The 16,590-nt window shown below is 46.3% G+C and carries 23 protein-coding genes; all 23 read right to left on the minus strand.

Annotation, left to right across the window (positions count from 1 at the left end; translation table 11 throughout):
* Positions 1-9: 9 nt before the first annotated feature.
* Positions 10-1,104, minus strand: a complete 1,095-nt coding sequence (flhB, locus tag KNO79_RS08025; RefSeq protein WP_159562095.1) for a flagellar biosynthesis protein FlhB — start codon at positions 1,102-1,104, stop codon at positions 10-12.
* On the minus strand, positions 1,101-1,871 hold the full coding sequence (fliR, locus tag KNO79_RS08030; RefSeq protein WP_074037236.1) for a flagellar biosynthetic protein FliR: 771 nt from the start codon (positions 1,869-1,871) through the stop codon (positions 1,101-1,103). Before fliR ends, flhB begins: the two co-directional genes overlap by 4 nt.
* On the minus strand, positions 1,868-2,140 hold the full coding sequence (gene fliQ, locus KNO79_RS08035; protein ID WP_015881403.1) for a flagellar biosynthesis protein FliQ: 273 nt from the start codon (positions 2,138-2,140) through the stop codon (positions 1,868-1,870). Before fliQ ends, fliR begins: the two co-directional genes overlap by 4 nt.
* An 11-nt stretch (positions 2,141-2,151) precedes the next feature.
* Entirely contained in the window at positions 2,152-2,817 is a 666-nt protein-coding gene (gene fliP, locus KNO79_RS08040) for a flagellar type III secretion system pore protein FliP (RefSeq protein WP_074037237.1), read from the minus strand.
* Positions 2,814-3,308, minus strand: coding sequence for a flagellar biosynthetic protein FliO (locus tag KNO79_RS08045; protein WP_074037238.1), 495 nt, complete (start codon positions 3,306-3,308; stop codon positions 2,814-2,816). Before KNO79_RS08045 ends, fliP begins: the two co-directional genes overlap by 4 nt.
* Positions 3,305-3,670 carry a response regulator gene (locus tag KNO79_RS08050; RefSeq protein WP_015881400.1) on the minus strand — a complete coding sequence of 122 codons (366 nt, stop codon included), beginning with the start codon at positions 3,668-3,670 and terminating at the stop codon, positions 3,305-3,307. The genes KNO79_RS08045 and KNO79_RS08050 overlap by 4 nt, the downstream gene beginning before the upstream one ends.
* Positions 3,671-3,683: 13 nt before the next feature.
* Positions 3,684-4,814 carry a flagellar motor switch phosphatase FliY gene (fliY, locus tag KNO79_RS08055; RefSeq protein WP_159562094.1) on the minus strand — a complete coding sequence of 377 codons (1,131 nt, stop codon included), beginning with the start codon at positions 4,812-4,814 and terminating at the stop codon, positions 3,684-3,686.
* Entirely contained in the window at positions 4,811-5,800 is a 990-nt protein-coding gene (gene fliM, locus KNO79_RS08060) for a flagellar motor switch protein FliM (protein ID WP_159562093.1), read from the minus strand. The genes fliY and fliM overlap by 4 nt, the downstream gene beginning before the upstream one ends.
* Before the next feature lie 9 nt (positions 5,801-5,809).
* Positions 5,810-6,262, minus strand: coding sequence for a flagellar basal body-associated FliL family protein (locus KNO79_RS08065; RefSeq protein WP_015881397.1), 453 nt, complete (start codon positions 6,260-6,262; stop codon positions 5,810-5,812).
* The gene (locus KNO79_RS08070) at positions 6,255-6,473 is read right to left on the minus strand and encodes a flagellar FlbD family protein (protein WP_214691054.1); all 219 of its coding nucleotides are present in this window, start codon (positions 6,471-6,473) and stop codon (positions 6,255-6,257) included. The genes KNO79_RS08065 and KNO79_RS08070 overlap by 8 nt, the downstream gene beginning before the upstream one ends.
* On the minus strand, positions 6,473-7,267 hold the full coding sequence (flgG, locus tag KNO79_RS08075; protein WP_214691055.1) for a flagellar basal body rod protein FlgG: 795 nt from the start codon (positions 7,265-7,267) through the stop codon (positions 6,473-6,475). Before flgG ends, KNO79_RS08070 begins: the two co-directional genes overlap by 1 nt.
* An 18-nt stretch (positions 7,268-7,285) precedes the next feature.
* Positions 7,286-7,714 (minus strand): flagellar hook capping FlgD N-terminal domain-containing protein, encoded by a 429-nt coding sequence (locus tag KNO79_RS08080; RefSeq protein WP_074037242.1) that lies wholly within the window; start codon positions 7,712-7,714, stop codon positions 7,286-7,288.
* The gene (locus KNO79_RS08085; protein WP_214691056.1) at positions 7,686-8,774 is read right to left on the minus strand and encodes a flagellar hook-length control protein FliK; all 1,089 of its coding nucleotides are present in this window, start codon (positions 8,772-8,774) and stop codon (positions 7,686-7,688) included. Before KNO79_RS08085 ends, KNO79_RS08080 begins: the two co-directional genes overlap by 29 nt.
* Positions 8,775-8,796: 22 nt before the next feature.
* Positions 8,797-9,363, minus strand: a complete 567-nt coding sequence (locus tag KNO79_RS08090) for a MotE family protein (protein WP_196430544.1) — start codon at positions 9,361-9,363, stop codon at positions 8,797-8,799.
* 1 nt (position 9,364) lies between these two features.
* A complete protein-coding gene (locus KNO79_RS08095; RefSeq protein WP_159562090.1) occupies positions 9,365-9,799 on the minus strand; it encodes a flagellar FliJ family protein in 435 nt (144 codons plus the stop codon).
* Complete coding sequence (fliI, locus tag KNO79_RS08100; protein WP_159562089.1) at positions 9,796-11,115, minus strand: flagellar protein export ATPase FliI; 1,320 nt, start codon at positions 11,113-11,115, stop codon at positions 9,796-9,798. Before fliI ends, KNO79_RS08095 begins: the two co-directional genes overlap by 4 nt.
* The gene (locus tag KNO79_RS08105) at positions 11,102-11,827 is read right to left on the minus strand and encodes a FliH/SctL family protein (RefSeq protein WP_214691057.1); all 726 of its coding nucleotides are present in this window, start codon (positions 11,825-11,827) and stop codon (positions 11,102-11,104) included. The genes fliI and KNO79_RS08105 overlap by 14 nt, the downstream gene beginning before the upstream one ends.
* A complete protein-coding gene (fliG, locus tag KNO79_RS08110; RefSeq protein ID WP_026826250.1) occupies positions 11,811-12,818 on the minus strand; it encodes a flagellar motor switch protein FliG in 1,008 nt (335 codons plus the stop codon). The genes KNO79_RS08105 and fliG overlap by 17 nt, the downstream gene beginning before the upstream one ends.
* Positions 12,819-12,823: 5 nt before the next feature.
* The gene (gene fliF / locus KNO79_RS08115; protein WP_078146698.1) at positions 12,824-14,395 is read right to left on the minus strand and encodes a flagellar basal-body MS-ring/collar protein FliF; all 1,572 of its coding nucleotides are present in this window, start codon (positions 14,393-14,395) and stop codon (positions 12,824-12,826) included.
* A gap of 22 nt (positions 14,396-14,417) precedes the next feature.
* Positions 14,418-14,699, minus strand: coding sequence for a flagellar hook-basal body complex protein FliE (gene fliE, locus KNO79_RS08120; RefSeq protein WP_074037250.1), 282 nt, complete (start codon positions 14,697-14,699; stop codon positions 14,418-14,420).
* 13 nt (positions 14,700-14,712) lie between these two features.
* Positions 14,713-15,141 (minus strand): flagellar basal body rod protein FlgC, encoded by a 429-nt coding sequence (flgC, locus tag KNO79_RS08125; RefSeq protein WP_074037252.1) that lies wholly within the window; start codon positions 15,139-15,141, stop codon positions 14,713-14,715.
* 3 nt (positions 15,142-15,144) lie between these two features.
* Positions 15,145-15,513, minus strand: a complete 369-nt coding sequence (flgB, locus tag KNO79_RS08130; RefSeq protein ID WP_074037939.1) for a flagellar basal body rod protein FlgB — start codon at positions 15,511-15,513, stop codon at positions 15,145-15,147.
* 272 nt (positions 15,514-15,785) lie between these two features.
* Positions 15,786-16,565 carry a GTP-sensing pleiotropic transcriptional regulator CodY gene (gene codY, locus KNO79_RS08135; protein WP_074037253.1) on the minus strand — a complete coding sequence of 260 codons (780 nt, stop codon included), beginning with the start codon at positions 16,563-16,565 and terminating at the stop codon, positions 15,786-15,788.
* Positions 16,566-16,590 lie beyond the last annotated feature (25 nt).

Here is a 16,590-nt window from a genome sequence, read left to right on the forward strand (position 1 = left end):
TACTCCTCCTCAAGACGGTTGCTTCATTTGATAGACGAATGCCAGTACTTCCGCAATGGCTTGATAAAACGATTCGTCTACCACTTCACCGATGTCGATTTGCGCATAGAGCGCTCGCGCGAGTGGTTTATTTTCAACAATGGCCACGTCATGTTCTTTTGCGACATCTCGAATATGAAAGGCGACCCGGTCGACCCCTTTAGCGACCACGAGCGGCGCAAAATCTTTCGTGTCATCATATCGAATGACGACCGCGTAATGGGTCGGGTTCGTGATGACGACATCGGCATTCGGTATTTCTTGCATCATCCGTCGCATCGCCATTTCCCGTTGTTGCTGTTTGATTTTAGATTTGATGAGTGGGTCACCTTCAGTATTTTTGTACTCATCTTTTATATCTTGCTTAGACATTCGGATCGATTTCTCAAAATCAAATCGTTGGTAGAATAAATCGAGTAGTGCAAGTGCGAGCAAGGCGACACTTACCCAAAGACCAAGTTCGATTGTGATACTCGCGAGTGCGACAATCGATTCACGAACTTGTTCGACGGCCATCCGAGACAGTTCTTTCTGATTTTTCCAAAGGACAGCGACAGCGGTTGTCAGGATGATTAACAATTTGAATAAGGACTTTAAAAATTCGACGACCGCTTTCATACTGACGATGCGTTTGACCCCCTTGATCGGGTCGATCCGCTCAAGCTTTGGTTGAATGGCTTCTAAAGAAAATAACGTTCCGATTTGTAGGTAATTGATGAGAATCCCAAACACGACGGCGACGATAAAGAACGGAGCCAAAATCAAACCGACACGGAGCATTAAGTCGACGACCATATCCGACATGCCGCCCGTCACGTTAAACAATAAATACTCTGGGCTGAGTAAATCGCTGATTAAAGAAAGCAATTGTTGCCCAATCACGGGACCGAAAAAAGATAACATAAGAAACATCGCAAAAAGTGCGAACGCTCCAGTCAAATCGGCTGACTTGGCGACCTGCCCCTTCTTTCGGGAGTCTTCCCGTTTACGTGGCGTCGCTTTTTCTGTCTTTTCACCTGCAAAAAACTGTAGATTGACCGATAAAGGATATAGAGGCTTCTTCATGAGGCGTCTCCTAATATGAGCATAAAGTCGTGCATCACTTCTTGTAATAGCGGGATGAACTGGCTGATTCCTGTCAATGTCAGTCCCATCAATAAAACCATGACGGCAAAACCAGCGATAAGTTTAAATGAAAATCCGATGGCAAAGATATTGAATTGCGGTGCTGACTTCGCTAAAAAACCGAGAGCTAAGTCCACAAGCAGTAAGGAAGCCATCATCGGCAACGCCAATTGCAACGCGACCATCATTGTCATCGTGACGACTTTTACAGCCATCATCAATGAAGCTTCAGTAAAGTTGATCATCGGTTGGCCAGGCGGATAGATTTGAAAGCTATAATAAATGCCGTCAATCAGCAGAAGATGCAGGTTGCTCGTCAACAAAATGAATAGCGTAAAAATATAATAAAATCGTCCAATCAATGGTGATTGACCGCCAAACATCGGATCATATGCGGATGCCATCGCTAATCCGAGCTGTAAATCGATGACCCCACCGGCAATTTGCGGTGCAAAAAATAGGATGTTGATTAACAGTCCGAGTAAAAGTCCGATCATGACTTCATAGACGACTTGCAGGACAAACGCATTGGTCATTTGAATTGGCTCGGTCAGTGTGAACATTGCATAGTATGCTAAAAACGCACTGAACGCGACGCGGTGCATGACCGGTAATTGTCTCGTCGAGAACAACGGGACACTGACAAAAAAGCCAGACAGTCGCGCGAACGTTAATCCATACATACTGATGAAGTCGACTGCATTCATTTCGAAGCAACCTCGACCATCAACTCAAAAATCAAACGCGTGAACCCTTCAATCTGTTGAAGCATCCACGGTCCAAAAATGACGAGACCGATGAAGACCGAGATAATTTTCGGAACGAACGATAACGTTTGTTCTTGAATTTGAGTCGTGGCCTGTAAAATCGAGATCACGAGACCGACGATCAGTGAGATGAGTAGAAGTGGCATTGATATTTTTAATAAGGTCCACACACTCTCTGTCGCCAAATAGATGACCATTTCTTGTGTCATGTCCGTTCCCCCTACATACTTCTAAGCAATGATTCCACAATCAAGTGCCAGCCATCGACCAATACAAACAATAATAATTTAAACGGCAGTGCAATCATGACTGGAGGAAGCATCATCATCCCCATCGACATGAGGACACTCGCGACTACCATATCAATGATTAAAAACGGTAAGAAAATCATGAAGCCGATTTGGAAAGCGGTCTTCAACTCACTGATCGCATAAGCAGGAACCAAAGCGAGGAGAGGTACATCATCAAGTGTCTCCGGCTGCTCGTAATTCCCATACTTTAAGAACAGTTGTAAATCTTCTTGTCTTGTATATTTCGACATGAACTCTTTCATCGTCCCACTTGCCTCATCGAACGCCTCATTTTGTGAGATCTTGTCATCGAGGTATGGTTTTAATGCGTTCTCATTTAAGTCAGAGAGAACTGGAGACATGACGAACAGTGTGATGAACAGTGCCAATCCGACAATCAATTGGTTCGGTGGCGTTTGCTGTGTACCGAGCGCCGGTCGAATGAATGACAAGACGACCACGACACGGGTAAAGCAAGTCATCAAGATTAAAAAGGATGGTGCGAGCGTCAGCAATGTCAACAAAATCAATAGCTTGATGGATGTCGATGTACTGTCCGGTGTTTCTAAATTGATCAATTGCTCAAACGTTGTCATGATTTCTTCCTCACTTCTTCTAGCTGAGCGAGTTGTTTCTTAAAGGTGTCTAAAAATGCATTCGAATTTGACGTTCGGAGTGACAAGGTTTCCGTTTGCTCTTCCTCCATCGTGTCCGCATCAAGTCGATCGATCAGTTGAATCGAATCGCCGACACCGAGTACATATACCTGGTCACCGAGCTTCACGAGCTGAACAGAGCGGTCTTTCCCAAGAGGGACGCCTCCGAGATGTTTCATATGTTGAGTCGCTTTCACGCCTTGTGTTTTGGAACCGAGCCAACGCATCAAAACGATAAATCCGCCGACCACGACCACGAGACTTAACACGACTTTCACGCCATTGCCAATGGTTGACGCTGTCGTTGGAACGTTACTTTCCTGTTCATCTGTCTGTTGTTGCTCGAATTGTTGGTCTACGGTGGCGGCCTCAACCGTGGTTGGACCGAAGAGCCCAACCACGAGAAGAATAATCAACCACCATTTCTTCATTGTGCGACCGTTTTAGAAACTGCTTCGATGACACGCTCTGCATTGAAAGGTTTGACGATAAAGTCTTTTGCACCAGCTTGAATGGCATCGATGACCATCGCTTGTTGTCCCATCGCTGAACACATGATGATTTTCGCATTCGAGTCGAAGCTACGAATTTCTTTCAATGCTGCGAGTCCATCCATCTCAGGCATCGTGATGTCAAGTGTGACGAGATCCGGTGTGAGTTCACGATATTTCGCGACAGCGTCCGCTCCGTTTTCCGCCTCACCTACTACGTCGTACCCGTTCTTTGTCAAAATGTCCTTAATCATCATACGCATGAACGCTGCGTCATCTACTACTAATACTTTTGCACTCATTCTAAATTCCTCCTTAAACGATTCCGATCCGCTCATGCGGTTGAATAATTTCTGTTACACGTACCCCAAAGTTTTCTTCAATGACGACGACTTCTCCTCTAGCGATTCGCTGTTGGTTGACATAAATGTCTACCGGCTCACCTGCTAATTTGTCGAGTTCAATGATGGAGCCTTGTGATAACTCAAGTACTTCCCGAACGGATTTTTTCGTTCTTCCTAACTCTACTGTCACGTTTAACGGGACATCATACAGCAACCCAAGATTTGCTGGGGCCGTTTCTTGTGACGCCGGTGATTGGAGTGGCATGAATTCCGCCTGGCTCACAGCTACTTCCGGCATAGATTTTTGCTTGTTTGGTTGTGGGGCAACGGACTGTGCTGGTTGTTGTGCTTGCGGCTGTGGTTTCGGTGCTTCCGCTTTCGGCTGCTCTTTTACCGGTTCTGATGCCGCTTGGACCTCTCCAGTCGCTTTCATCAACTCGTCGACTAACTGCTTTCCAAACTGAATTGGTGCAATCTGGACAATCGTTGAATCAATCAACGTGCCTACTTTGAGATTGAACTCAATGAGTACCATCGTCTCCCATAGTTCAAGGCGATCGATGATTGTCTGATTCTTTGTTGCATCAAACACTTCGACAAGCGGTGGCGAGATGTCAATTTTCTTCGAAAATACCGTCGATAAAGACGTTGCTGCCGCACCCATCATTTGATTCATCGCTTCTTGAACAGCTGATAAACGAATCTCATCAAGGCTCTCCGGATCAACATTCTCTCCACTTCCACCTAACATGAGGTCGGAGATGATTGCCGCATCTTCGCGAGTCAATACGAGAACGTTTTCCCCTTGGATTCCTTCTGTATAGCCAACTCGAAGTGCCACGTGAGGAGTGGGATAGCGTTCGCGTAACGCTTCAATTCTCACTTCACTGACAACCGGTGTCGTAATTTCAACCTTCTGTTGTAATAATGTTGACAAGGCTGTTGCCGAGTTCCCGAATGAAATATTCCCAATTTCTCCGAGTGCGTCGCTCTCCATCGAATCTAAATGTTCTTCTTTTGCTTCGACTTCTGGCGTCGGCGTATTGTCGCTTGTCCCACGTAATAACGCATCAATTTCATCTTGTGACAGCATCTCACTCATTGCTCTTCCTCCTTCACACGGTGAAGCACTTGAACCGCCATTCGCTTCCCGCTCACACCGACTTGCCCTTTAAATACTTTATTTTCCCCCACCATGACGGACAGAGGTTCTTTTGCTAATTGATCGAGTGCCAAACAATCTCCGACTTCTAGATGCAACAAATCTCCAAACGTGATTGTCGTCCCACCGAGTAAGGATACAACTTCGACTGTCGAGTTCATCAATTGAGCTTTAAGTGGCTCTTTACTCGATTGACTTGCATTCCGTCGATTCGCTTCTTGCATCCAATAATGACTTGATAGTTTGGACAATACCGGTTCGATTGTCACGAATGGAAGACAAACGTTGATGGTTCCGCTCACTTCACCAATCGTCACACCAATCGAAATCAAGACGACCGTTTCGTTTGGTGAAACGAGTTGCAGGAACTGCGGATTCACTTCAACAGCTGACATTTCTGCTTTAATCTCAGCAATCGATTCCCAAGCATCCCCATAAGTCGAAAAGGCTCGTTTGTACAATTGCGTCAAAATCCGCATCTCAATTTCGGTGAACGATTCGATTTTATCCATCTCGACACCAGGACCTCCGAGTAACCGGTCTAGCATCGCGTATGAGATGTTCGGATTGACTTCGATGATGAATCGTCCGTTTAACGGTGGCGCCTCAATCAAGTTGATCATCGTCATGCTCGGAATGGAATGAATGAATTCATCGTACGGTAATTGTTCGACCGAGTTGACCGAAAACTGAACATATGTGCGAAGTTGAGCCGAGAAAAATGTCGTGAGCATACGCGTGAAATGTTCGTGAATCCGAGTTAAGCTGCGAATTTGGTCTTTTGAAAATCGAACGGCTCGCTTGAAGTCGTATTGTCGAACTTTCTTCTCTTCCTCTTGCGCGAGAAAGGAGTCCGCTTCGACATCCCCACTGCTTAAAGCAGATAGTAAGGCATCAATTTCTTGTTGAGACAGTACTTCTCCCATGATGCCACCTCACTGAATAATTTTCTTCGTCATATAGACGCGTTGGACTTCACCTTCTTCAAGCAGTCCGTTAAGTTGTTCTCGTAATGTTTGTTCGAACTTTTGCATATCTTCTTTTGTTGCCAATTGGGCTTTCGTCATCCCGGATAAATCACCCAAAATGACGTTGTGAACTTGGAACTTGCGTAGTTCTAAATTCTCTTTCGTTTCAGCCGAATCTGTGACAATCGTAAATTGAACGTTGATGAAACGCTCGTCTTGAATGTTGGTCGTCATGTCATCAGTCATGAAACTCCGTTCTGCCAACTCTTCAGCTGTGACAGGTTTCGTTTTAGCAGTGACGTTATCACCAAAGACATATTTGTAAGTCATGAATCCGGCACCGCCCATGACGAGCAGGACGACAAGCAGGATGATTACGACTTTTAGGCCGCCACCTTTTTTCTTTTCTTCTTCACTCATCTTCTTCACCTCTTCTGAACATCGTTCCGACTAAACCGATTGAGCGGTAAAAGGCTTCAGTTCGTTCAATGATTTGACCTTTCGTTTCTTTTACGAGATACGTTTTGCCATTAAACAATTGGATGATCGTGTCGGGCTCTGCCTTCACCGTTTCGATGAGCAAAGCGTTCAGCACGAACTCCTCACCGCGAAATGCCGTGACGCGAATCATCAGCGTTTCAAGTTGACGAGCTCTTGAAGGATCTCGTCCGATGTTGTGATAATGCGTGTGTTCGCCTGGAATCCACGCTGTGCCACGATCATTTCTGTGAACTCTTCTGAAAGGTCAACGTTTGACATTTCGAGTGCGCCTGAGACAAGTTCTCCACGACCAGCGACTCCCGGTACACCTGGATTCGGTGCGCCAGAGTTTTGAGATTGAATATAGTTGTTTGCACCAACCTTAGACAGACCTGCGTTGTTAGCAAATGTAACGACTTGAATTTGACCCAAGTTCACAGAAGCCCCTGCAGCATTTACATAACTGACTTGTCCATCTTTACCAATTGAAAGAGATTTAGCACCGGCCGGAACAGTGATTTTTGTATTTGTTGTACTAAGGACATATGCTCCATCACCGTTAACGATATCTCCAGCATTATCAGTATAGAAGTTACCGGCACGTGTATATTGTGTTTGCCCGTTCACATTAATTGCGAAGAACCCTTCACCTGAAATCCCGACGTCAAGGGCACGTCCCGTGTTTTGCATCGCTCCTTGGTTGTATACGTTATCGACCGTAGCCATCGTTCCCCCGAGACCGACTTCTTTCGGGTTGACTCCACCGGCTGTTGTCCCGTTCCCACCTGACGCACTCCCGACTTGTTGACTGACAAGGTCTTTGAACGTGACGCGCCCTTTTTTATAACCAAACGTATTGACGTTGGCGATGTTGTTCCCGACGACGTCTAGCTTCGATTGGAAGTTCTTCAATCCACTGATTCCTGAGTACATTGCTCTTAACATAATGCATTCCTCCTATGCTTATTTGATCGATGTGATATCGTACACGCTGACGGATGTTCCGTCTTCAAGATCGGCCATATATCCGGTTAAGTCGTTACGAGAAATGGAAACGACACGACCTGTGCCTTTCGTCGTCTCTTCACTCGTTTCGGTTGTAAAGTTGATTGTTTTCCCAATCATGCTACTGTATTCAGAAATCGAAGACATGTGACGGTCAACGAGAACAGAATCGAGTTGTTTCGAAATCGTTTGCATTTGTTCGAGCGATGAGAACTGTGCCATTTGTGCGATGAATTCTTTATCTTCCATCGGTGACATCGGGTCCTGGTTCGCGATTTGAGCGAGAAGCAACTTCATAAACATGTCTTTATCGTATTGATTTGTCGCTTTTGGGAGCGACTGATCTGGCAATGTATAATCATTCGTCTTCGGTTGGATGCTCGTCATCTTCAGACCCTCCTTTAGGCTGTTCTTGTGGTTGTTCTTGTTCCGGTTGCTCGGAACCATCGGACAAGGCTGATTTTGAATCGAGCGCTTGCTGTGTCAAGTTGACCTCGATCCGAACGTTTTGCGAATGGGGTGTCAACGTTTGTTGCAACTGTTGAACCTGTGACTGGATCAGTTGCTTCGCCTCTTGATTGCTGGCAAACATCTTGACGACAAGTTCTCCATTCTTCCGCTCTAGCTTGACGACGAGTTCCCCTAACTGCTCCGGATACAATCTTACAGTGAAGACTTTTGAACCATCTGCCCCACTTTTGAACGGTGCCTTTTGCAAAGCCGCTTCAATCCGAGCTTGTAAATTTTCAGGAAGGGATCCTTTCGAAGCATACATGACCGTGTCCACGTCAATCTGTGGTCTTGACCAGTTCATCCCTTTCGGCATCCAGTCTACGTTATTTGGCTGTAGCGCAGGTTTTGCGATTTTTACGGTTTCAACATTTGGCAAGACGGGAACTTCTTTCAATGTACCTTCTATTGGTCCTTTATACTGTGTGATGATCCGTTGCATCGTTTGAACCTGTTTGGCAAGTTCTTGGTTTGGAACTTGTTGAGTCAGTGCAATGTTGGTCGTCTGAGTATTTCCCTCTGTTTGCTTCGTAGTATGGACTTTCGGCGTAGTCGTCGTCTGTACAATCGCCGGTAAAACCGAAGACGGGATTTCAGTCTCAGGCGAAGGATTAGACAATTGACCGAGTAAACTTACATATGCATCCATAAACGTCCGATACGCATCTTGTGGCAGTGATTTTAGCCACTTCAATGTATCAGGCTTTTGAAACCATGTTTCGAGTTCCTGTGCCACTTTTTCAAAATCGACTGATCCTTCAGGAAGCACACCTTCTTCAAGTTGAGGAAGTTCTGCCTGCTCCCCTGAGCCTTGCATTGGGGCAAGCATCGCAGAAAGGAGGCTTAAAAATCCACCTGCTCCCTTTGATTCTCCCTCCACTGCTCCAGTACGAGCCATCGATCCTTGAATGGCTTGCGTCAATAAAGCGATATTCAATGTTGGCCCTCCCTTCTTGTGTTCATTGGAGAAGCTGCGTCACAACCGCAGCCTGTTGCGCATTCATTCGTCCTAAGATGTCTGCCTGTTGCTTAGGTGATAGCTCCTTCAACAGTTCAGCAACTTGAGGGCTTTCGAGTTCACCCATAATAGCTGCCGCCTGTTTGGCTGACATTTCTTCATAAACGCTGGCGACATCAGATGAGGTCTCCTCTTCTTTTGACGCTGCCTCTAGTTCCGAGACGAGTCGATCTCGTTCACGAATCAAATCGGTGATTTCTTCTTGTCTAGCCTTTACTTCGTTCGTCAATTCAACATTTTCGTTGCGAAGTTTTTCAATCTCACTGTTCGCTGCTTTTAATCGGTTCGCTGCGTCCGAATCGATTCCCGTCACATTCACCTGCGTCTCCGTTTTTTTTGATTCTTCCGTTTTCTCGTCCTCGTTCACTTCTAATAAGGGAACGGATAAGAGCGGACGGTCCATCGCATAGTTCATGACGACAATCCCACCGACTAAGATGAAGATTGCTGGAATGAGGACCAACGCCACAATCATTTGCTTGCCTCGTTTATTGTTCTCTTTTGCCATGCTACTTCCCTTTCCCATGATGAATCACAGCAAGTTCATCCATCATTTGTTGCTCTGTAAGTTTAGCTACCGTCATCTCTTGCATGCTGACCTTTTCATGAAGCGTCACGTATTTCTTTTCTTCCACCACTTTACCGAGCAATCGTTCTTGCGACGCATGATAGCGATTGCGGGCCTGTTGTACGACGAGCTGTTGCGTTTCGATTTGACGTTTCACTTGCTCTCGCGTCTTTTCTCGATACTGCGACATGAGAAGGTCGATGTTTCCAGATTGTTCGTCTTGGTGTTTGATGAGCGACTCATACATGAGAAGAAGGTCATATAGCTTCTCCATCTCTGTCTCAAGTCTTGCCTTAAATCCTCTGACTTCTATGGCGGCATCTTCTTTTTCATGTTCCGCAATCGGCATGATTCGTTCTAATATGAGTCTATTCATGATTCACCTCGTGCAATATGTGACAAGTGGGTCATCGTCTGTTCGAAAGCAGCATCTTCTTCGATCGATTGTTTCAAAAACGTCAACAAGTATGGATATTTCTCCACAGCGGTATCAATTGAAGGATTGGTGCCTTTTTTATACGCTCCGATATTGATTAAATCTTCTGCGTCAATATAGGTCGCGAGCCAACTGCGGAACGTTTGAGCTGCATCTCTGTGTGAAGGGGAAGCGATTTGGTTCATGACCCGACTGATGGATTTCAGTACATGGATTGCCGGGAATTGCCCACGGTTTGCGAGCGCCCGGTCCATCACAAAGTGTCCGTCTAAAATCCCCCGCACCGCGTCGGCAATCGGTTCATTCATATCATCCCCGTCGACGAGGACCGTATAGAACGCAGTGATTGAACCTGTCGCCGCTGTTCCACTTCGCTCTAATAGTTGAGGTAGCATGGCGAATACGGATGGGGTGTACCCTTTCGATGTTGGGGGTTCGCCCGTCGCAAGACCAATCTCACGCTGTGCCATCGCAAAACGTGTCACCGAGTCCATCATCAAGACCACTTCTTTCCCTTGGTCCCGGAAGTACTCGGCAATCGCGGTCGCCGTGTAAGCTCCCTTCAACCGGACAAGCGGGGGTTGGTCGCTTGTCGCTACAATCACGACGGAACGAGCCATGCCTTCTGGTCCGAGTTCTTTTTCGATGAACTCTTTTACTTCCCGACCCCGTTCTCCAATCAAGGCGATGACGTTAATATCTGCCGAAGATCGTTTGGCAATCATCCCGAGCAAGGTCGACTTCCCTACACCGGAACCAGCAAACAAACCGACCCGTTGTCCTTTCCCTACAGTCAACAGTCCATCAATCATGCGTACACCGGTCGACAGCGCATCTAAAATCCTTGGTCGATTCAAAGGATTCGGAGGTTTACGTTGAACGTCATAACGCTTACCGGTCACAAGACGCTCACCTGAAAGTGGACGTCCCAAACCATCGAGCACTTGACCAATCAACTCTTCCCCTACAGGAACTTGAAGCATTTTTCCCGTTCCCTTTACAAGACACCCTGGCGCAATTTGCGTAGTTTCACCGTATGGCATGAGCAAAACACGCTCTTCATTGAATCCGACAACCTCTGCTTCAACCGTTTCATTCGACGGAAGGACAATCAAACAGCGTTCTCCGACAAATGCACTCGGCCCATTCGACTCAATCATCAATCCGATGACACGGCAAACTCGACCGATTTTTCGTGTGAACTCGCCGTCCGAAGACTGCTTGATTGAGTCAAGAACCTGCTCAATAAGCACCATCCGCTAAAACCTCCTCGATTTTAGCTTGAATCCGTTCGAAACTATACGTTAAATCGACTTCATTCCCACGATGTGGCGACTCGATTCGGACTGCCGTTTCATCCAATGATCCGTCCCCACGATATTTCAAAGGGGGTGTCTCTTCTGTCCGCCACATCGCTTCGAATTGCTGAATCGAGGCAAGACGTGTCGGATGAACAAAGATTGTGATTGCTTCGGCATCGATCCAATGTGACATTTGATCACGGATCATCGTCGCAAAGAGTTCTTCATCTTTCCGAACAAGTTCCGTTGTCACATGTGCACTGACCGAGATTGCCAGCTCAATGAGTTGTTCTTCCGCTTGTCTCCATTTTTCTTCAAATAAGAGTTCAAGTTCGGTCGAAACGGAATTTAATCGTGTGGTGATGTCCTCGAACTCAGCCAATCCGTCCTGTCTACCTTGAAGGAGACCTTCCTGATACCCTTCTGAACGCGCCTCCTCGAACACCTGTTGTTTCAACCGCTCCAACTGTTCGACTTCGGTCAACTGAAACTGTTGAAATGCTTCTTCGTCCTGCTTCAACTTCTCATAGCGCGACTGAATGACATCGTGATGATTGATTCCGTCATTCGGTTCTATAATGGGTGTTTCTAAGCGCTTGGATTCAATCCGGTGCGGAATATTCGATGTTGCACGTTGGCGTTTGATCACATTAGACAACGATGTCATCTCCTCCACCTCGACTGATTACAATCTCACCGACGTCCTCTAGGCGACGAATGATTCCGACGATTCGGCTCTGTGCCTCTTCGACGTCACGCAACCGTACCGGTCCCATGAATTCCATATCTTCTTTGAACGTTTCGACCATACGTTGTGACATGTTTTTGAAGATAATTTGTTTGACTTCCTCCGAAGAGACCTTGAGCGCAAGTAACAAGTCGTCGTTCGCCACTTCGCGAATGATTCGTTGAATCGCACGAGAATCGAGCGTAACGATATCTTCGAAGACGAACATCCGCTTTTTGATTTCTTCTGCAAGTTCCGGGTCTTCGATTTCGAGCGCATCGAGAATGGTACGTTCGGTCGTCCGGTCTACACCGTTCAAGACTTCGACGACTGCTTCGATTCCACCAGATTGAGCATAATCTTGCATATCCGTCTGCGACAAGTTTTTCTCAAGGATTTGTTCCACTTCATGGATGACGTCTGGATTGAGTCGATCCATCGTCGCAATCCGTTTTGCGACTTCCGATTGAATCTCAGGTGGAAGTTCCGAGAGGATTTGCCCTGATTTGACGGGTTCTAAATGCGCTAAGATTAACGCAATCGTCTGTGGGTGCTCGTTTTGGATAAAGTTCAATAACTGTTTCGGGTCTGCTTTTCGTGCAAACTCGAACGGTCTGACCTGTAAGGTGGAAGTCAGACGATGAATCAATGCCATCGCCTTGTCTTCACCAACTGCTTTTTCAAGGACAGTTTTCGCAAACCCGATTCCACCCTGAGTGATATAACTTTGTGCCATGGCGAGTTCATGGAACTCACCGAGAATACTATCCTTTTCTTCCGGGGACACTTTTTTTAACGCTGAAATTTGAAGCGTCAGTTGTTCCATCTCTTCTTCTGAAAGATGTTTGTAGACGTTCGCTGCCACTTCAGGTCCCAGGGAAATCATGAGCATCGCTGCTTTTTCGCGATTCGATTGTTTTGCATAGTTCACGTTACTCACTCCTCAGACATCCAAGTACGAAGCAGTTTAGCAAACTCTTCTGGATTACTTTCAGCTAATTTTTCTAACTGTTTCTTCTTCACTGCACCTTCGCCTCGCTCTTCGAGGTCTAGGTCAGGTACTTCATCTTCATATGGAACTTCCCATTCGTTCGTCTCTTCCACAACCTCTTGCTTCCGTCTACGCATCGCGAAGAAGATCAAGGCAAGAATTACGACTGCACCCGCCGCTGCCGCATACATCCACCAAGGTGTCGGTTGCTCTGTTGCTGCAACCTCTTCCACTTCAGCGAACGGTCTCGACACGACGACAACTTTCTGTTCGAGTTCAGCATCCGTGATGGCTTCATCCGTCTTCGCTAACGACGTCCGAATAATGGAATACATCATCGTCTCGAGGTCGCCTTCTAACTGCGGATCGATACTTGTTGCGCCATCTGGTGGTTCAACGATGAGTTGGACTCCGAGGTCACGAATCGTATATGGTGCGTTTTGAATCTGCTTCGTGATGCGGTTGACCTCGTAATTGATGATTTCATGATTCTTTTCACTTTCTTCTGTGCCATCGCCAGTCGCTGCCGGGAAGTTGATTGTGTCGTTCTCACCAGTTCCCGTCGCTTCTGTCGCCGTACCTGTTCCGCCAGTGTATGCTTCAGCAATCCGCTCGGCAGACGTGACGATGCCTTCCATGTTTTCTTCATCGACCGGCGTGACAAGATTCTGTTCTTCAGCCGTTTGTGTCGTGTCGATGTCTGCTGTGACGGAAACGAGTACGCTCCGTTCGCCGAGTAGAACCGAGAGCATCTGTTGGATTTGTTGACGTACGTCTTTTTCGACTTGTCGCTTCAACGCCAATGGATCTGACGAGGAACCTCCAGCAACAACAGTCTGGTCGAGATCATAATACGTGAAGTATTGGTCCATAATTGAAATGTTTTCCGGTTTCAAGTTCGGGACACTCTTACTAATCAAATGATAGAGACCTTTTACTGTGTTTGGTTCTAAATTCGTCCCCGCTCCGATGTTCAAGACGATGGACGCGGTAGGCTCACCTTGATCTTCTGCCAAGAAGACAGACTTCTCAGGAAGTGAGATGATTACTTTCGCTTGATTGATTCCTTCAATCTGTGTGATGAGTCGCTCTAGCTCCGTCTGCATCGCACTACGTTCGATGACAGCCATCTCACGGTCTGTCGTTCCGAACCCTGCGTTTTCGCTGAAGAAACTATAATCAATCGAGCCGGACTTTGGAATCCCGGCAGCAGCCAAACTCACTTTCAACTGATCGACCATTTCAGTCGGCACATACACGCTCACACCGTTCGAAGTCGCCTTGATTTCCGACTGTACCCCGTCTGCTGTCAACTTCTCTGTCACTTCGCCCGCTTCTTGAGCAGACAAGTTTGTATAGAGAGGTGCCATGTTTGGCCTTGAAAGGAAGAATGTGAGTACGAGGGCCGCGATTAGTATGACCGCGATCGAGATGCCCCATACGAGTTTACGTTTCGCTGGCATCGCCTTTAATGCACCGGTCATGGATTTGAATCGTTCTTTTAATTGTTCATTCATCGCAACTTGTCATCCTCTACAATTAAACTTGCATTCGCATCATTTCTTGATAGGCCTCAACAGCCTTGTTCCTCACCTCGATGGCAAGTTGCATCGCAATCGACGACTCTTCACTTTGAATCATCACCTGATGAAGGTCAGCTTTCCCGACCGCCAAATCTTTACGGGCTTGACTAGTCGCTTGTTGTGTCTCATTCAATGCGTTCATCGCTTCATTCAAGTATGACCCAAATTGAGATGGGTTCGTTTTATTCAGTGATGGCGTGAGTTCTGGGCTCATCAATTGAATTGGATTAATTTGCATCCGTTAACACTCCTTATCCTTTACCAATCTCCATCGCTTTTACGAGCATCGCCTTCGAGGCGTTCATCGCTGCAATGTTTGCTTCGTACGAACGAGTCGCACCCATCAAATCGACCATTTCTTTCAAGAGATCGACGTTCGGCATTTGTACGTACCCTCGCTCATCCGCATCGGGATGATTCGGGTTATAAGCCAATTTATACGGTGCATCGTCTTCGATGATTTGAGATACCTGCACCCCTCCATTAACGGCATCCATTTGCTTCCGGAATGGCGCTTCTTGCAACACGGTCATCTTTCGTGTGTATGGTTGCCACTCTCCGTCCACGAGTCTCCCGCGAGTCGTCTGAGCGTTGGCGATGTTCGCCGACACGGTATCCATTCGTAGCCGTTGTGACGTCAACGCTGAAGCTGAAATATGAAAACTATCAAACATTCCCATTGATTAACGACCTCCCCGAATAACAGATTTTAATCCCCCGAGCCTACGATTCAATTGCTCCATCATCGCCTCATACTGGAGTTGGTTTCGTGCCAGCTCACTCATTTCATAATCCAAGTCGACGTTGTTGCCATCACTCCTCATGGCGCCACCAGCTCGATCGATGACCTTCGACTGGGTCGAGTCACTCGGACGACCACCTTGCAGCTTGAGTCGCATCTCACTCTGAAGCGTCTGCTCAAACACAGCCTGTTTGGCTTTGAAATTCGGCGTATCAATGTTTGAAAGGTTATGACTGATGACCTTTTGGTTAAGGACTGAATGGTTGATGGCTTGCTTTAGTAATTGATAGTCACTACCAATCCAATTCACGGCGTTCACTCACTTTCATATAATGACTACTAAATATACCTCATTTGGAAAATCTACTATTTCATTGAAACAAATCTGTAACAGTTCTGAAAGATATTTTTTAAAACATAGGTAAATGGCTTAATATCTTTTTGTCGAAATCACGTCAAAAGGTGAAAATAATTACTTTTGTACTAAAAAAAACCGCCTCCTTATCAAGGAAAGCGGTTTTTTAGGAATAAAGTCCCTTTTAAAAGTGTTTTCAATGGAAATTACACATCGAAAGTTGTATTTCAGTTTGATTTCAGTTTTTGCAATTCAAACAAGAAGTTGTCATTTAATATCTTGATATACGTTCCTTTCATTCCTAAAGAACGTGATTCAATGACCCCTGCACTTTCTAATTTCCGAAGTGCGTTGACGATGACCGAACGCGTGATTCCCACTCTGTCGGCAATTTTGGAAGCAACTAGCAATCCTTCGTTTCCACCAAGCTCTTCGAAGATATGTTCGATTGCCTCAAGCTCTGAATACGATAACGAGTTAATCGCCATCTGGACGACTGCTTTCTTACGTGCCGACGTTTCTGCTTCCGCAGCCTTCTCACGAAGGATCTCCATTCCAACTACAGTTGCAGAGTACTCCGCGAGAACGAGGTCATCTTCTGTGAATTCATTCGCCAATCGACCGAGTACGAGCGTACCTAAACGTTCTCCTCCACCGATGATTGGAACAATCGTCGTCATGGAGTTGAGGAATAGATCGTGGTTCTCGACTGGGAACGCTGTATATTCACTATCGATATCGATGTTCGCTGTCGTTTCTTTGACATTGAACAAGTTCGAAGCATATGGCTCCGGGAACTGTCGATCGACTAAGAATGCTTTCATCCGGTCATTCTCAATCTGTTGTTTGATTGCAAAACCGAGAAGTCGTCCCCGACGACTCACGATAAACGTGTTGGACTCAAGGACTTCACGCATTTTGTCCGCCATTTCTTTAAAGTCAACGTGCGCACTTGCCTCTTGTTGAAGCATTGTGTTTAATTGGCGTGTTTTTTCTAGTAAGTTCATATTCTCTATTTCCTCCCTGTATGTG

This window comes from Exiguobacterium sp. s43 (genome assembly GCF_018617255.1).
Lineage (GTDB): Bacteria > Bacillota > Bacilli > Exiguobacteriales > Exiguobacteriaceae > Exiguobacterium > Exiguobacterium profundum.